A 14,104-nucleotide genomic window follows, 5' to 3' on the forward strand; every position below is an offset into this window, starting at 1 on the left:
AGATAGCCCCGCGCCCAAGGCGCATCAAGGTTGCAAAAAAGCCGCAGGGCGCGAACCCTGCGGCTTCTTCGTTGTCAAAATACCCAAAGGGCGACATCGCCCCCGGCGTTACGCCTGCCGGCTTTTCGGCGCACGAGAGGGACGGCGCGCCGGCCGCTTGTTCCCGCCCGCGCCCATCGGCTTGCCCATGCCCGGGCCACGACCGCCCTGCGGACGGGCCGAAGGAACCGGACCAACCGGGGGTTCGCCCCCGATGACCGGGATCGCGGCCTTCATGGCCTTTTCTATGGCGCGCAACTCGCCGACCTCGGCCGGGGCGCAGAAGGCCACGGCGCGGCCGTCGCGGCCTGCGCGCGCGGTGCGGCCGATCCGGTGGACATAGTTTTCCGGCACGTTCGGCAGGTCATAGTTATAGACATGCGCGACCTCGGGGATATCCAGGCCACGGGCGGCGACGTCGGTCGCCACCAGCACCTGCGTCTGCCCCTTGCGGAAGGCGTCGAGCGCCCGTTCCCGCTGGCCCTGCGACTTGTTGCCGTGGATCGCGGCGACCGCGAAGCCCCACTTCTCCAGCAGCTTGGCCAGCTTTTCCGATCCATGCTTGGTGCGGCCAAAGACCATCGCCAGCTCGCCCGGATGCTTGGACAGGTATTCCGCCAGCAGCGTCGCCTTGTCGCCCTGCGTCACGAAATGCACGCCCTGCTCGATCTTCTTGGCCGCCTGGCCCGGAGGGTTCACCGCGACGCGGACCGGATCGGTCAGATAGGTGTCGGCCAGTTCCTCCATCAGCTTGGGCATGGTGGCGGAAAACAGCAGCGTCTGGCGTTCCTTGGGAAGCATCCGCGCGATCTTGCGCAGCGCATGGATGAAGCCGATGTCCAGCATCTGGTCGGCCTCGTCCAGCACCAGATAGGTGGTGGCCTCAAGGCTGATCGCGCGCCGCTCGATCAGGTCCATCAGGCGCCCCGGCGTGGCGATCAGCACATCGACGCCGCGCGACAGCCGTTCCGTCTGCACGTTGATGGACGCGCCGCCCACGACGCGGAAGCTGCGGATCGGCGTCCCCTCGGCATAGGCGTCGATATTGGTGGCGATCTGCGTCGCCAGTTCTCGGGTCGGCGCCAGGATCAGGGCGCGGCAGGTCTTGGGATCGGGCTTCTTGCCGAAGTTGATCAGCCGGGTCAGCATCGGCAGGCCGAAGGCCGCCGTCTTGCCGGTGCCGGTCTGGGCCAGACCCAGCACGTCGCGGCCCTTGACGACCGCCGGAATGGCCTCGTCCTGGATCGGCGTGGGCTTCGTCAGCCCCATCGCGGCCACGTTGGCGTTGATGCGGTGGTCGATGCCCATGTCGGCAAAGGGACCTGTGGGCAGCGGATCACGGGCAGGCGCCCTGCGGCCTTCGTTCGCGTCGAAATTGGGCAGGTTGCGCGGCCGGGGTTTCTGGCCGCGGGACGGGCGGCGGCTATTGGTCGGTTCCATAAAAAACTCTCGTGCCCCGTCCCCCGTATCGGACGCAAGGCAATGGCCGCGACGATACGCGGCGTTCAGCAGGGATGCAGGCGCGATACGAGGATGCCCGCAAGCCTCCCCGCGTGAATGGGAAACTGGAATGATTGCCGGACCCTGGGCGAAAAACGCGGCTGCTCACGCGGCAGCAGGCATCGGCTGGACCCACATGGGGCGGTTTGACGTGAAAGTCAAGTCGCACCGGCAGGCCTGCATCTTGTTAACGATGTTTAACAATGGCTGTGGCAAGGCTTTCCCGCCAATGGCAAGATGTGCAGACAAAGCGGCTTTGATTTTGTTCCAGTTTACGTTTTTCAGGAGTGCGGGCCATGGCTACCGTCAAGGCGTATTACGGGATCGACAGCCAGATGCTCGATCTCAACTTCTATTCGCGCCATTTTTTTGAAGATTTCTTCTATGAAGACATCGACATTTGGTATGAAGGCCGGACGTATCAAGACGTCTATTCGATCAACGGCTGGGACTGGCCAACCGACCTGCTTCTTTCGGTCATGGGAAGCGGCTTTGGCTTCAACCCTTGGGGCGCGGTGGTTCGCGGAACCGTGACCGCGATAACGGAAGAAATCTATGACGGTGACATGATCTGGATTGCCCAGGATGTGTCCGTCTCTGCGGCAAGGCTCTATGGTGCCGGGCTGACACCCGGAGCTGCCGACGACCGCGCTGTGCTCGCCTCGATGATGGCCGGGAACGATACCGTCAACCTCAGCGCCTTTGACGACCGGTTCGAGGGATGGGCGGGCCATGACCGGATGTTCGGGCATGGCGGCAATGACACGCTGATCGGCGGGACGGGCAATGACGTGCTGGACGGAGCGTCCGGCATCGACAGGCTTGTGGCTGGCGACGGGCAGGACTGGTTGCGGGGCGGCACCGGCAAGGACCGGCTGGAAGGCGGCGGCGGGGCAGACACGCTGGAAGGCGGCGCGGGCCAGGACCGGATGCTGGCCGGTCTGGACACCGCGCGGGATGTCTTCGTCTTCCGCGGCACGGGCGACAGCGTTCGCGGGTCGCAGCGCGACACGATCCTGCAGTTCCGGGCGGGTCAGGACGACATCGACCTGTCGGGCATCGACGCTCATTCTGGGCGGGGCGGAAACCAGGCCTTTGCCTTTGCCGGCACCAAGGCCGCCGCGCATTCGGTCTGGTATGTCAAGCAGGCCGACGGCGTTCTGGTCCAAGGCGACGTGAACGGCAACAAGACCGCCGATTTCGAAATCTGGGTGGATGACGCGACGCGCCTTGGCGCGAGCGACTTCATCCTCTAGGCACGGTCGGCCGTGTCCAGCCAGATCGTCACCGGCCCGTCATTCGTCAGCCTTACCTTCATGTCCGCGCCGAAGCTGCCGGTCTGGACCGGGATCCCCTGCGCGGCAAGGCTGTCTGCGAAATGTTCGTAAAGCCGCCGCCCATCCTCGGGCGCTGCGGCTGACGAAAAGCCGGGGCGGTTGCCGGTGCGGGTGTCGGCCGCCAGGGTGAACTGGCTGACAACCAGGGCGCCGCCGCCCATGTCCAGCAGCGACCGGTTCATCCGGTCCTGGTCGTCGCGGAAGATGCGCAGCTTGGCCACCCGCGCGGCCAGCTTGTCGGCCGCGGCCTCGTCGTCGCCCGCCATCGCGCAGACCAGCACCAGAAGCCCCGGCCCGGTGCGGCCGATCACTGCGCCCTCGACCTCGACCGAGGCTTCGGTGACCCGTTGGACAAGCGCGCGCATCAGGCCAGCATGATCCCGGCAATCACCGCCATCAGCCCGATCATCGATGCGCCAAGGGCGGCCATGTTCACCGCCACGACCCTGCGCATCCGTTCGCGCAGCGCCGCGTCGTCCAGCCCGGCGCTGCGGGCGCGGGCCACCGTCGCGATGCACCAGATCAGCGCCGCGACCCCCGCCAGGGTCAGCGCGGCGCCCCCCCAGATCAGCCAGTCGAAAACCGTCATCGGACCATCCTTGCCAATGTTTCGGCCCGTGGCCTAGCGGCGATTGCGCGTTGCGGCAAGACCGCCTAACAGATGCCGCAAAGGACGGGCAGGATCAAACGGAAGGAAGACCCCGATGAAGGACGACCAGGCCTACAGCGTCGCCGCAGACGAGTTGCGCCAGTTCATCGAGCAGTTCGAACAGCTCGAGGCCGAGAAGAAGGACATCGCCGAGCGTCAGAAGGAAGTCATGGCCGAAGCCAAGGCGCGGGGCTATGACACCAAGGTGATGAAGAAGATCGTCGCCCTGCGCAAGCGCGACCGCGACGACATCGCCGAGGAGGAGGCGATCCTGGAAATGTACAAGCAGGCGCTCGGCATGGGCTGAGGCCCTTATTCCTTTGACTTCCCGTGTCTGATCCCTTATGGACGCCCCTTCGGCTTCGCATTTCCGGGGCGGCGGACCAAGGGAGATGTCTGTCGCAAGGATCGCGGTGCCTTCACGGGTGTCCGCACCCCCCATTCTGGCGATGACATGACAGACAAGACGATAGCCGCGCCCCTGGCCGCGGCTCTGGCGGCCAAGGGCTATGCCAGCCTTACCTCGGTTCAGCAGGCGGTCCTGGAAAGCGACGCGGAAGGCCGCGACATGCTGGTCTCGGCCCAGACCGGGTCCGGCAAGACCGTGGCCTTCGGCCTGGCCATCGCGCCGCAGCTTCTGGACGGCGACATCCTGCCCGACACGGATGTGCCGCTGGGCCTGGCCATCGCGCCGACGCGCGAACTGGCGCTGCAGGTCGCGGCCGAACTGACCTGGCTCTATGCCCAGGCCGGCGCCCGCATCGCCACCTGCGTGGGCGGCATGGATTACCGCAGCGAACGCCGTGCCCTGGAACGCGGCGCCCATATCGTCGTGGGCACCCCCGGCCGCCTTCGTGATCATATCGAACGCGGGTCGCTGGACCTGTCCGGCCTGCGCGTGGCCGTCCTGGACGAGGCGGACGAGATGCTGGACCTCGGCTTCCGCGAGGATCTGGAATTCATCCTGCAATCCGCGCCCGAAGACCGCCGGACGCTGATGTTCTCGGCCACCGTGCCCCCCGCGATCGAACAGCTTGCCGGCACCTTCCAGCGTGACGCCAAGCGCATCATGGCGCAGGGCGAATCGCGCCAGCACGGCGACATCGAATACCGCGCCTTCAACGTCGCCGCCCGCGACCGCGAACCCGCGATCTTCAACATCCTGCGCCTGCACGAGGCGCGCACCGCGATCATCTTCTGCAAGACCCGCGCCAACGTGAACCACCTTCTGGCCCGCATGGGCAACCGGGGCTTCAAGGCTGTGGCGCTGTCGGGCGAGTTGAGCCAGCAGGAGCGCACCCATGCGCTGCAGGCGCTGCGCGACGGCCGGGCACAGGTTTGCGTGGCAACCGACGTGGCGGCGCGCGGCATCGACCTGCCGGGGCTGGAACTGGTGATCCATGCCGACCTGCCCACCAATTCGGAAACGCTGCTGCACCGCTCGGGCCGGACGGGACGGGCAGGGGCCAAGGGCGTCTCGGCCCTGATCGTGATGCCCTCCGAGATCCGCAAGGCGCAGATGCTTCTGAAGCGCGCCCGGGTCGAGGCCGAATGGGGTCCCGCGCCTTCGGCCGACGAGGTTCGCGCCCAGGACGACACCCGGATGCTGGACCACCCGGCCCTGCGCGACGGGTCCGAGGACGACGCGGACATGGCCCGCACCCTGTTGGACCGGTTCGGCCCGGACCGGCTGGCCCAGGCCTTCATCCGCATGTGGCGCGAAGGCCGCCCCGCGCCCGAGGAGCTGACGGTCCTGACCGATCGCGCCCCTGCTGCCGCCCGTGAACGCCCGCCTTTTGGCGAGGCGGTGTGGTTCTCGCTTTCGGTGGGCCATAGCGGCCGGGCCGAGGCCCGCTGGCTGCTGCCCAAGATCTGCGACGGCGGCGGCATCAACCGCGACGCGATCGGCGCGATCCGCGTCCGCGAGCACGAGACCTTCGTCCAGATCGCCGTGGCCCAGGCCGGCAATTTCGGCAAGGCGATGGAGCTTGAGCCTGACCTGATGATGCGCCGGCTTGAAGGCGAGCCGAACCTGGACCGGCCCGCACCGCGCGCAACCGACACTCGTCCCGCCCGTCGCAAGCCCGAGGGGGATTGGCAAAAGCCCGCCCGCACGGACGATGCGGAAACGGCCGCCGCCAAGCCCCGCAAGGCCCGCTGGACCCCCGAGGATCGCGCGGCCAAGGGCGCCAAGCCCAGCCGTCCGGCCTTCGACAAGCCCGGCGGGTCGCGTTCCGGTGCGCCCAAGCCTGCGGGCGCCCGCGACCGCGGCGCCAAGTTCGCCGCGCCCCGAAAAGGCGGAAAGCCGCGCAAGGGCGATTACTGAAGCTTTGAAGGCGCCCTGACTGGGCGCCTTTTTCGCAAGCGGCCGTCGTATTCACGATTAATGTTGACCTTGGGTCAAACTAGTTCCACGCTGAACCCGTGTTTCCCGTTGTGGTGGAGTATGTGATGATTAAACGTGTTTCCCCCCCCGGCAAGGATCCTGACGCGGTTCCTCGCAATCCCCAGGCTGCGCATGTCCTGCAGAAGAAGGATTTCGTGGACAGGGTCGTCGCGGCAAGCGGCGCCAAGAAGGCCGACGCCCGCCCCATCATCGAGGCGACGCTGGCGCAACTGGGAAAGGCCTTGTCCGCAGGCGAAACCCTGGCCGTGCCGCCCTTGGGCCGCGCGCGGGTCAACCTTGAACGCGACCAGCGGGGCGGAGAGATCATCACCCTGCGCCTGCGCCGCCGCCCTTCCAGTATCCAGCAATCCGCCGACTGAATCCCGTCGATTCGCCCTTGCGATCCGTTTTTCCCCCTGCTAGATGCTGCGCCCACGGGTGATTAGCTCAGCGGTAGAGCGCTTCGTTCACATCGAAGATGTCAGCGGTTCAAATCCGTTATCACCCACCATTTCCCCTTCCGTTGCGTCGGCCAGATGTTGAACACTCCTGTCACAGACGCCGCCACCTTGTCCGTCGCCCCGATGATGGACTGGACCGACAAATAGAATAGTCTAGATAATACAATTTTCTAGACTATTCCGCAGGTCTCGAATCATACACTTTAGTCATACGTTCCTTTTGTCAGTCGCTAGATTGCGCGAATCAGCTGTGGAAATGTTCGCGCTCGCGCAGTGCTGCGGCATGTCTGGCGTCCAGATAGGAAGCCAAGTCGGTCAGGTGAATCGCCTTGGCTGACTTCTGCGAAGCTTCCACGTTCACCAAGGGCAGGGCGATGTGACCGTCAGCAACCTTCCGCAAGAAGTTCGTTCGGTTCAGATGGGGGAAGAAGTCTTCCACCACACGTTCCACCGGGATCAGGGGAAGACCCTGATAGCGCCCGGTCAGCATCCAAAGTGTATCCATTCAATGTCCTTTCTTGAAATGCCAGAAAGGGAAGAAAGGGCTTTGCTGTATCCATTCCGAACATGGTCAAGAATTGCTTCTGTCAGCGAAAGGGGCTTGGACGGCTCGGGGAAGGGGATGACTTCGGCAGTGGCGACAGTCTCTTGGACTTGCGGCTTGCCATCTGCTTTGGCAGTTTTCTTCGATTTCATCCTGGGTAGTTCGTAACCTTCCAGAAGATAGGCCATTGGACTATAGTGAAGGAAATCATCACCAACATCGCTTTTAGCACGGGCAATGCGTTCGGCTTCGTTCATCGTCTTGTGCTTAATCCTCGTCTTCTCTTTCTTTATGAAGATTTGGCTCAACCACATGCCACGATGAACCCTTGAGAACGCTCCAAGATAGGAAGCCAGCGTATGACTAGTTTTCTTTTCCTTTTTGGAGGGGTTGGTAAGGGCGCGGCGAAAATGAACACTAACCGCTTCCGGGTCATGGCGAATTTCTTCAAACAGGGTGGCAAGAAACATCTGTGCATGGGGAGTGCCAACGACTGAAAACTTTTCCTTAAACCGCTTTGTTATGTGTTCCAGGATTTCGGCTGCGATGCGAACGTTTTCAGCATCGGTTTGCTTGTCATGTGCGATTTTGCATGGCGGACAGTATTTTGGCGGTCTTCCTCCACCCTTTTTTGGGTGATAGTCTAGCCTTGTGCCGCATGAGCAAAAACGGAATCCTTGTGTCATCTGGTTTCCTTCCAATGTGACGATTTAAATTTTGGGGTCGTCTCCCTGCGGCGCTGAAAGGTTGGGCCAGTAGTGCTTTCGGGGCAGGCTCATGACTTCCTGTCCCTACGGCGGTCCCAAATATTCATCATCCGAAAGGATTGAATAATGTAGTTAGTTTATACCGGATTTACCAAACGCCAAAAATGGGCCGAAATGACCCGATAAGCTTTGATGTTTGGGAATTGCTGCCATGCGTAAAACGCAAAGAGCGAACATGGCAACGAATCGGTAAAACCGACTACGCTTCCTTATAGCATAAGGTTTATTGAACAGCAAGCTTCATGAGGCATGAAGGCGGCAAACCGTAGCCTTGATGACGGAACGATCATAGGAATGTTGAGCAACGAATCTGGATCGATAAGACAATTAAGAAGTATAGTGACTCTTAATGATTCATTAAAAACGTATAATGTAGATTTATCAACTGACACTAGGTCATGTTGACAAATGGCGGAGCCAGAGGCGGATCGACGTGATGTCGATGAAGCCCAGGAAGCTTTCGGCGGTCTTGTCGTAGCGGGTGGCGACGCGACGGGCATTCTTGAGCTTGTTGAAGCACCGCTCAACGAGATTGCGCAGGCGGTAGAGCCTGCGGTCAACGGCGACCCGTAGCTTCCGGGTTTTGCGCATGGGGATGACCGGCACCACGTCGCGCACCTCCATGGTCTTGCGGATGTTGTCGGAGTCGTAGCCGCGGTCTGCGAGCAGAACGCTTGGCTCGGGCAGGTTGTCAGGCATGACCAGATCGAAGCCGAGGTAGTCCGATGTCTGCCCGGCCGTGATCTCGGTTCTCATGGGCAGGCCTGCCGCATTGACCCGCAGATGGATCTTGGTCGTGAAGCCACCTCGCGAGCGGCCGAAACCTTGGCGCGGAGTCCCCCTTTTGCGCCCGCTGCCTGATGATGAGCGCGAACCACGGTGCTGTCGATCATCTGCAGCGCATCCGGCACGATCCGGCTCTCGTTCAGCGCCTCCAGGATCTGTTCCCACAGCCCCGCCAACGTCCAGCGCCGGAACTGCCGATAGACAGACGACCATTTGCCGAACTCTTCCGGCAGGTCGCGCCAGGGCGACCCCGTTCGGGCGATCCAGAAAATCCCATCCAGAACAAGCCGATGGTTCGTGGGCTTGCGGCCGTTCGGAGAACGGACAGCCAGGATGAAGCGTTCAAAGAACGCCCACTCGTCGTTCGACATCAGGTTTCGTGCCACGCTGGTCTCCATTGCAGATACCAGCTTGAATCACGATCACCGCGCCCGGTGAATCCCTTTTGTCAACACGCCCTATACTTTTTAATTCATGAAATTGGATGTATGGGTTCTCATGGGATGAAGGTAGACGGGCCTCTGGCCCTAAACTGAAATTCTCTATCAGGTCAGGGTTGACGGCCTTCGGCCTAAATGACTTCCTGATGAAGGATTCTCATCGGGTGACGGATCAGGGTCCTTCCTTCCTCGCCAAGGCTCGTCGGAAGGGCATCGGCCCGCGCTGCGGTCCGCTGGCCCATTCTCTTATAGTCCTTTATCAGGTTTCGACTAGAAACTTCAAAGATTGAAAACCTCTATGGGTTCGGTTATCCGCTGCCGCGTCTAACCTCACTGTCTCATGATCATTTCGCATCGTTTGCAGATCATCGGCGAAGGCGATTGAGAAATCTTCTTTCCTGATAATTCCGTATTCCGTTTGGCTCGGCGTTCCTCCTCACATCATATGTGCCGTTCCGCGCTGTCTTGCCGGTGCCGAACGACTGTCGGTAACGTTCTGACTACACAGCCCCGCACAGGCTCTAGGAAGGCCGCTGACGGGCCGTATCGTTCCGGGCAGGGGTAGGACCCTAAACGGGCTAAAAATGGCCCTTAAATCGAAGGAAATGTGCCTTGGAGGCCGGGAACGCTGACGGTCATGCCAGCAAACGTTGGGGATGACTAACGAAGACATCGCCCTTGCCGAATGAGGCTTTGTCGTGCCAGTCGTTGCTTGTCATGTATGGAGTCAGGATAAGGGCGTCTCTCACCCGTCTGGCCGCGTCTACAGCTTCCTTGTCGCGGATGAACCCATGCTGATGACCAACGATGTTCCGCGCCGCCCGATTCCAACATCCTGTAACGTTACCCATTTTGCCCAGCGAAATTCGAAACTGTTAGCATAGACGAGGTAGTCACCACTTAAGACCTTGCCGAAGCTGTCACGCCTCGGGCCGAACTAAAATTCGCAAAGCTTCCTGCCGTTATATCCCTGTCATCTTAAAAATTAGACTGGTGGTGTTGCGGCAGGCTCAATTATTTGATAAAAAAAGTGGTGCGGAATCGAATTGAGTTGAGGATGAAAAAGAATATTTCCAGATCAGAAGCGTTAGATATCCTGGCCTCTATGCGATTGGAAAGTCCTGAACGCGGGCAGCTTATTAGTATTGTCGGCTATGATCCAAATGAGAAATGGTCCCAGCCCCTTGGTGAGCATTCACGTTTCATAACGGAAATGATGCAGAAGCAAGGCATCAAGCCGAAACTTTGATCCGGAGGCGAAAAAAGATTGAGTATCAGAGATAAGATCAAAGCCCGCTTGGACACACTTGAAGCTGGGCTTCGGGAAGGTAGGCATCTTGCCGGGCTTGAGGGCCGGTCTGAAATGACAACTTTGGTGTGTAGTGTAGCGAAGTTCTATTCTGCCATGGATAATGGCGAGCGCGACTTTGTAACTAGTGCTCGGATGGCTATCCGAGAGCAGTTGCCATGGACGTAGGGCAAGATGGATCGCGCTCTATCGTTCATGACGTTATCAGTTTTGGTAAAACAGCTTGAATGTCTTCCATCAATACTAAGGCACACTCCACCGTCTCGTTGGTCATAGCAATCTGAAGCTGCCCCGCTGGCACGGTCTGATCCCAGGAAAAACTGTTGCTCAGGAAGTCCATCACGCCGCGCTTGTAGTCAGTATCTGGGTTTTGCAAATGATCCCCCTTCGTTTCTAAGACCACGATCCGCCCCGCGCCCTCGTCGCCGCGTGTGGCAAAGATGAAGTCGGGATAGATGCGCCCGCGTTTCCATCCTTGCAGGCCCATGCCGTATCCAGCTTTCGCCACATTTCGGTGCCACCATTTTACGGTGCCATCCCCGTCAAGGTGCACGGCCACATTCTGTTCCTGGCCGTTCAACTCGTCTCGGAAGACCGGTGAAAACAGGCTGCGCTTCAGAGCGCCACCGTCGCTGCCTGTCAGGTGGTAAGAGTTCGCTGCTTCAGAGGTCAGCATGTGGTCGGGCATCTGCCAGTTGTTCCCGTCCAGTCGCAACCGGAACTGAATGTCACCGGCTTTCACCGCTGCCCGAAACAAGGCCTCGGAACGTGCATCGCGCTCCTTGGTCAGCGCTAGCCGCAGCCGGTCTCTGGATCAGCAGCCGCACCACCTGAAGTCAGGCTGAGGCGGTCGCCTTCACCAACCCGCTGCCACATCCGTCGAAATGACTGGGATAAACCATCCTGCAGCTTTCTGAACCTCATTTGCTCCACCACTACTACGTCCTGTTTGACTTAGCTGCACAAATGCGGATAGATCACCGCTAGGTTGATACAAGGCGCTGATATGACTAAGGAAACGGCTGAATACGCTTATGACCTTCATTCAGGATTGGGCGGGTTTAACATAACCGAATACGACAATCTGCCCCTCCTGGGAATGGCAGCAACCCTTGCAGTGCACATCAAAGGCCTAGGGGCGATTGAATACGAAGTCCTTAGGAAAGTTTCAGACCACTTCATGTCTGTCTCTTCTCGGGCGCTCCCTCAGGTTCTCCAAATTCTGGAAGAAATCGAGTTCATTCGTTTGGTGTCTTCAGGACGAACCATAGAGAAGGTCATTCCGAATATCCCTATTTTCGACGACGTTTACGAGGGTTTAGGGGAATTTTCAAAAACTGAACTCAGAATGAACGAACATGAGCAAGCGACACTGCGAATTTTGCAGGCTTTGCGTCAGTCTCCGCAAAACAAGCATTCTTTCGAGGCGAAGAGCGGAATCGATCCGAACGTCCTTCGAAGATGCATTCAATTTGGTTCTCAGGCGGGTATGCTATCTGAACAAAAGGCACGCGGAAAAAGCATCCTGCTAAGCCCTTTCTACTACTCGGATAATCTAGATGGCCTCGCCGACACTGTTGCCGCCGTAGGGGCGCCAGCGCTGACGTCTGTGCTACAGAAGGTGAAGGACAATCAAGGCTGGCCTTTATCACTAGCAATCTCATCGGGACGTATCGGCTCCAGTTCAATCTCGCCCACTGAAAGAGATCTTCTAATAAAGCTGACAAGCGAAGGAATCATCAAGCCGCCCACCATCAATTTTGGCTCTAGAAGTGAGTCTTTTGTCTTTACGCCTAAGCCTGGCTCGGCTCGATTGAACGGTGCAAATAGAGAAATATATGAGAGAGCGATGGCTCTAGTCTCGGCAGTAAGGAAAGGCCAACTGCTTGCAGATCAGTATAAAATTAAGTATCCGTTGGCCATTCTAAGGAAGCTCCGGGACGTAGGTTTTCTGAAATCGAACTCAGAGGCGGACTCTCAGTATCGCAACCTAGTTGTTCTTCGAGTAGCTTATCTACAAGAGGTTTCCTCAGGCCGTTGGCAGCTTCACTTGCACAAGACTCCCGAAAACGAAGCAGCAATTGATCTTGCAATCGACGTCTTGCAAACGGGCGAGGTCGCCAATATGGAGTTTAACCAGGAGGCTAAAATAGCGCTTTCTAAGGACGAAACATATATACAGTCTTTAGTTGCTGCTGCTGAACTTAAGAAAAGAGAGCGCGACATTTCCGATCCGCAAGCTGTCGAAGAATATACCCAACTTATTATGAAGTTTGAATAATGGGAAAGTTTGATAAGGATCGGCACCAGAAGCAGATTGCGCTGCGGTATTGCCTTGCGCAAAATTATCTGCCCTGCCTTGAGGTCGTGGTGAATTCAGCATCAGACCTCACAAGTGCTCCGGAGGTTCTCACGGATATTGACGTCTTGGGGATTGAGAACGTCACTGATGGAAACTTAAGAAGAATAGTTTTTGATTGCAAAAGCAGCAGCAAGCTTAGTGCAATCGCTAGGGCCTTCTGGGCCTCCGGTCTGGTAAGTTACACCGGCACGGACGGCGCGTTTGTTATTCTGGGAAAACCCGCACTGTTCAATCATCGTATCTCCGCGCTTAAGATTAACGTTGATCTTCACGACGAGAAGTCTTTTGAGGAACTTGGTAGAACTAAAGCCCAGGATTTTGATTCTGATACCTGCTATCAGTCATCGATAGATCGCTGGAATCTGGTTTATGATGCTTTCGATAAGGCAGGCTGGTCAAAAGAACTTTTCGATTTGTGTAGAAATGTTGCGCCACTTTCGACTAGGCCAGAGCAAACTTTCCGGAAAATTTTAGTTGCGACGAGAAAAGAACGGGGTAACATCGATCCGGCAAAGGCAGAACATGTCTCCATCGTTTTTGATGTGATATCGTATATGTTCATTCTCTGGTCGAGGATGGGCCGTGATATACGTAGGATCTATAATCCTAATATGAAGCGTGAACAGTTTGAAGATGCGTTGCGTTTCTATGTCTGGGGAGGGCACGAGTCATTTTCAATCCGGCAAGCGCTCTTTGAAAATGCTATTCGATCTGGAATAGTAGCAGAAGCTGCGGCTGAACTTCAGGAATTTCCAGCGTGGAAGCGTTTAGTGGGATTTGCTGGCCTAGTGATTTCGGCCCCTGATGACATCTTTGAATGTGCTTTGTCATGCCGAGAGTTGTCGATTCGCCAAGTTGCCCGCGTCGACATTAACTTCGATCAGGCATTGCGAGCACGCTTTAAGCAGAATGATCGGCTTGCGCAATTCATAAGCGCAGCGATATCCTACGTGACGGAGGCATGTCGCTTGCCAAAGGATCTGGAAAAGAAAATGACGGAAGAAGTGCTGAGTTTTAGTTAGTCTTTCGATGTGCATCAAGCTGCGGATAGCCGCTCTTGATCTAACACAAAAAGAAACTGTCAAAGCTTTGGAAGGTAGGGGAGGCGAGCTTTATGCAGTGAGCCTTCCACTGCCTTGCAGAGGTCATCGTTGTAGTGGCTCGCGCCTTGCCGATCACGAAGTCACAGTAATATGCTCCGTTCCTTGCACTGCTCTGTTTTGTGTGATGCCTAAAGCGTCATAGGAGGCATAATTTAGTGCTGCGTAAGCTATAACTATTCGTCCTTATTCGCTTTTAGCGTTTTGCTCAATGATCTCCAAAACGCTTCAGCATCAGGGCTAAGCAGACTGCTTGGTCGAACTTCCATCTCTAGAGTGTTTTGAACGAAGCGATACACTGCAGTGGCGATCCCCTTCCGCCTATGGCACGGCAAAACCTCGCTTGTATCGCTTGTTATACATGATTGAGCGACTCCGAATGTGAACATTCCGCAAACGTTGCCGGGCTTTTTCGTTTCCTCAA

At 58.0% G+C, this 14,104-nt stretch carries 14 protein-coding genes and 1 tRNA gene; 8 read left to right on the top strand and 7 right to left on the bottom strand.

Annotated features, from left to right (window positions below):
* Positions 1-108 precede the first annotated feature (108 nt).
* The gene (locus tag FIU66_RS04220; RefSeq protein ID WP_240544770.1) at positions 109-1,347 is read right to left on the bottom strand and encodes a DEAD/DEAH box helicase; all 1,239 of its coding nucleotides are present in this window, start codon (positions 1,345-1,347) and stop codon (positions 109-111) included.
* A gap of 488 nt (positions 1,348-1,835) precedes the next feature.
* Between FIU66_RS04220 and FIU66_RS04225 the strand changes: the two genes are divergently transcribed.
* On the top strand, positions 1,836-2,795 hold the full coding sequence (locus FIU66_RS04225; RefSeq protein WP_167621542.1) for a calcium-binding protein: 960 nt from the start codon (positions 1,836-1,838) through the stop codon (positions 2,793-2,795).
* Here FIU66_RS04225 and dtd read toward each other — a convergent pair.
* Positions 2,792-3,241 carry a D-aminoacyl-tRNA deacylase gene (gene dtd, locus FIU66_RS04230; RefSeq protein ID WP_167621543.1) on the bottom strand — a complete coding sequence of 150 codons (450 nt, stop codon included), beginning with the start codon at positions 3,239-3,241 and terminating at the stop codon, positions 2,792-2,794. The genes FIU66_RS04225 and dtd overlap by 4 nt on opposite strands.
* A complete protein-coding gene (locus tag FIU66_RS04235; protein ID WP_167621544.1) occupies positions 3,241-3,465 on the bottom strand; it encodes a hypothetical protein in 225 nt (74 codons plus the stop codon). Before FIU66_RS04235 ends, dtd begins: the two co-directional genes overlap by 1 nt.
* Before the next feature lie 115 nt (positions 3,466-3,580).
* Here FIU66_RS04235 and FIU66_RS04240 point away from each other — a divergent pair, with 115 nt between their 5' ends.
* The 4 genes from FIU66_RS04240 (at position 3,581) to FIU66_RS04255 (ending at position 6,422) form a co-directional block, all read left to right on the top strand.
* Positions 3,581-3,832 carry a DUF2312 domain-containing protein gene (locus tag FIU66_RS04240; RefSeq protein ID WP_130990321.1) on the top strand — a complete coding sequence of 84 codons (252 nt, stop codon included), beginning with the start codon at positions 3,581-3,583 and terminating at the stop codon, positions 3,830-3,832.
* 147 nt (positions 3,833-3,979) lie between these two features.
* Entirely contained in the window at positions 3,980-5,851 is a 1,872-nt protein-coding gene (locus FIU66_RS04245) for a DEAD/DEAH box helicase (protein WP_167621545.1), read from the top strand.
* Between the two features lie 125 nt (positions 5,852-5,976).
* Complete coding sequence (locus FIU66_RS04250; protein ID WP_167621546.1) at positions 5,977-6,291, top strand: HU family DNA-binding protein; 315 nt, start codon at positions 5,977-5,979, stop codon at positions 6,289-6,291.
* Between the two features lie 56 nt (positions 6,292-6,347).
* Positions 6,348-6,422: transfer RNA gene (locus tag FIU66_RS04255), tRNA-Val, on the top strand.
* 194 nt (positions 6,423-6,616) lie between these two features.
* Here FIU66_RS04255 and FIU66_RS04260 read toward each other — a convergent pair.
* The 3 genes from FIU66_RS04260 to FIU66_RS04270 form a co-directional block, all read right to left on the bottom strand.
* The gene (locus FIU66_RS04260; RefSeq protein ID WP_240544734.1) at positions 6,617-6,862 is read right to left on the bottom strand and encodes a pyocin activator PrtN family protein; all 246 of its coding nucleotides are present in this window, start codon (positions 6,860-6,862) and stop codon (positions 6,617-6,619) included.
* Positions 6,856-7,602: a hypothetical protein gene (locus FIU66_RS04265; protein ID WP_167621548.1), complete on the bottom strand. Its 747-nt coding sequence runs from the start codon at positions 7,600-7,602 to the stop codon at positions 6,856-6,858. Before FIU66_RS04265 ends, FIU66_RS04260 begins: the two co-directional genes overlap by 7 nt.
* Before the next feature lie 477 nt (positions 7,603-8,079).
* Positions 8,080-8,867 (bottom strand): IS5-like element ISPme2 family transposase gene (locus FIU66_RS04270; protein ID WP_167621549.1). Its coding sequence is split into 2 segments (ribosomal slippage): positions 8,080-8,531 and positions 8,531-8,867, totalling 789 coding nucleotides; the frame shifts between segments, so codons are not numbered across the junction.
* A 1,099-nt stretch (positions 8,868-9,966) separates the two neighbouring features.
* On the opposite strand from FIU66_RS04270, the gene FIU66_RS04275 reads away from it, so the two are divergent.
* Positions 9,967-10,158, top strand: coding sequence for a hypothetical protein (locus FIU66_RS04275; RefSeq protein ID WP_167621550.1), 192 nt, complete (start codon positions 9,967-9,969; stop codon positions 10,156-10,158).
* A gap of 253 nt (positions 10,159-10,411) precedes the next feature.
* Here the strand turns inward: FIU66_RS04275 and FIU66_RS04280 are convergent, their stop codons facing one another.
* Positions 10,412-10,906, bottom strand: a complete 495-nt coding sequence (locus tag FIU66_RS04280; protein WP_201281082.1) for a hypothetical protein — start codon at positions 10,904-10,906, stop codon at positions 10,412-10,414.
* A 318-nt stretch (positions 10,907-11,224) separates the two neighbouring features.
* Here FIU66_RS04280 and FIU66_RS04285 point away from each other — a divergent pair, with 318 nt between their 5' ends.
* The gene (locus FIU66_RS04285) at positions 11,225-12,499 is read left to right on the top strand and encodes a hypothetical protein (protein WP_167621551.1); all 1,275 of its coding nucleotides are present in this window, start codon (positions 11,225-11,227) and stop codon (positions 12,497-12,499) included.
* Positions 12,499-13,602: a hypothetical protein gene (locus FIU66_RS04290; protein WP_167621552.1), complete on the top strand. Its 1,104-nt coding sequence runs from the start codon at positions 12,499-12,501 to the stop codon at positions 13,600-13,602. Before FIU66_RS04285 ends, FIU66_RS04290 begins: the two co-directional genes overlap by 1 nt.
* Positions 13,603-14,104: the final 502 nt, after the last annotated feature.

It is taken from the genome of Paracoccus sp. AK26, from assembly GCF_011801365.1.
Classification (GTDB): domain Bacteria; phylum Pseudomonadota; class Alphaproteobacteria; order Rhodobacterales; family Rhodobacteraceae; genus Paracoccus; species Paracoccus aerius.

Coding starts and splice junctions, on each gene's coding strand:
- FIU66_RS04225 (WP_167621542.1), top strand. CDS start 1,836: ATGGCTACCGTCAAGGCGTATTACGGGATCGACAGCCAGATGCTCGAT.
- FIU66_RS04235 (WP_167621544.1), bottom strand. CDS start 3,465: ATGACGGTTTTCGACTGGCTGATCTGGGGGGGCGCCGCGCTGACCCTG.
- FIU66_RS04250 (WP_167621546.1), top strand. CDS start 5,977: ATGATTAAACGTGTTTCCCCCCCCGGCAAGGATCCTGACGCGGTTCCT.
- FIU66_RS04285 (WP_167621551.1), top strand. CDS start 11,225: ATGACTAAGGAAACGGCTGAATACGCTTATGACCTTCATTCAGGATTG.
- FIU66_RS04220 (WP_240544770.1), bottom strand. CDS start 1,347: ATGGGCATCGACCACCGCATCAACGCCAACGTGGCCGCGATGGGGCTG.
- dtd (WP_167621543.1), bottom strand. CDS start 3,241: ATGCGCGCGCTTGTCCAACGGGTCACCGAAGCCTCGGTCGAGGTCGAG.
- FIU66_RS04275 (WP_167621550.1), top strand. CDS start 9,967: ATGAAAAAGAATATTTCCAGATCAGAAGCGTTAGATATCCTGGCCTCT.
- FIU66_RS04240 (WP_130990321.1), top strand. CDS start 3,581: ATGAAGGACGACCAGGCCTACAGCGTCGCCGCAGACGAGTTGCGCCAG.
- FIU66_RS04280 (WP_201281082.1), bottom strand. CDS start 10,906: ATGCCCGACCACATGCTGACCTCTGAAGCAGCGAACTCTTACCACCTG.
- FIU66_RS04245 (WP_167621545.1), top strand. CDS start 3,980: ATGACAGACAAGACGATAGCCGCGCCCCTGGCCGCGGCTCTGGCGGCC.
- FIU66_RS04265 (WP_167621548.1), bottom strand. CDS start 7,602: ATGACACAAGGATTCCGTTTTTGCTCATGCGGCACAAGGCTAGACTAT.
- FIU66_RS04290 (WP_167621552.1), top strand. CDS start 12,499: ATGGGAAAGTTTGATAAGGATCGGCACCAGAAGCAGATTGCGCTGCGG.
- FIU66_RS04260 (WP_240544734.1), bottom strand. CDS start 6,862: ATGCTGACCGGGCGCTATCAGGGTCTTCCCCTGATCCCGGTGGAACGT.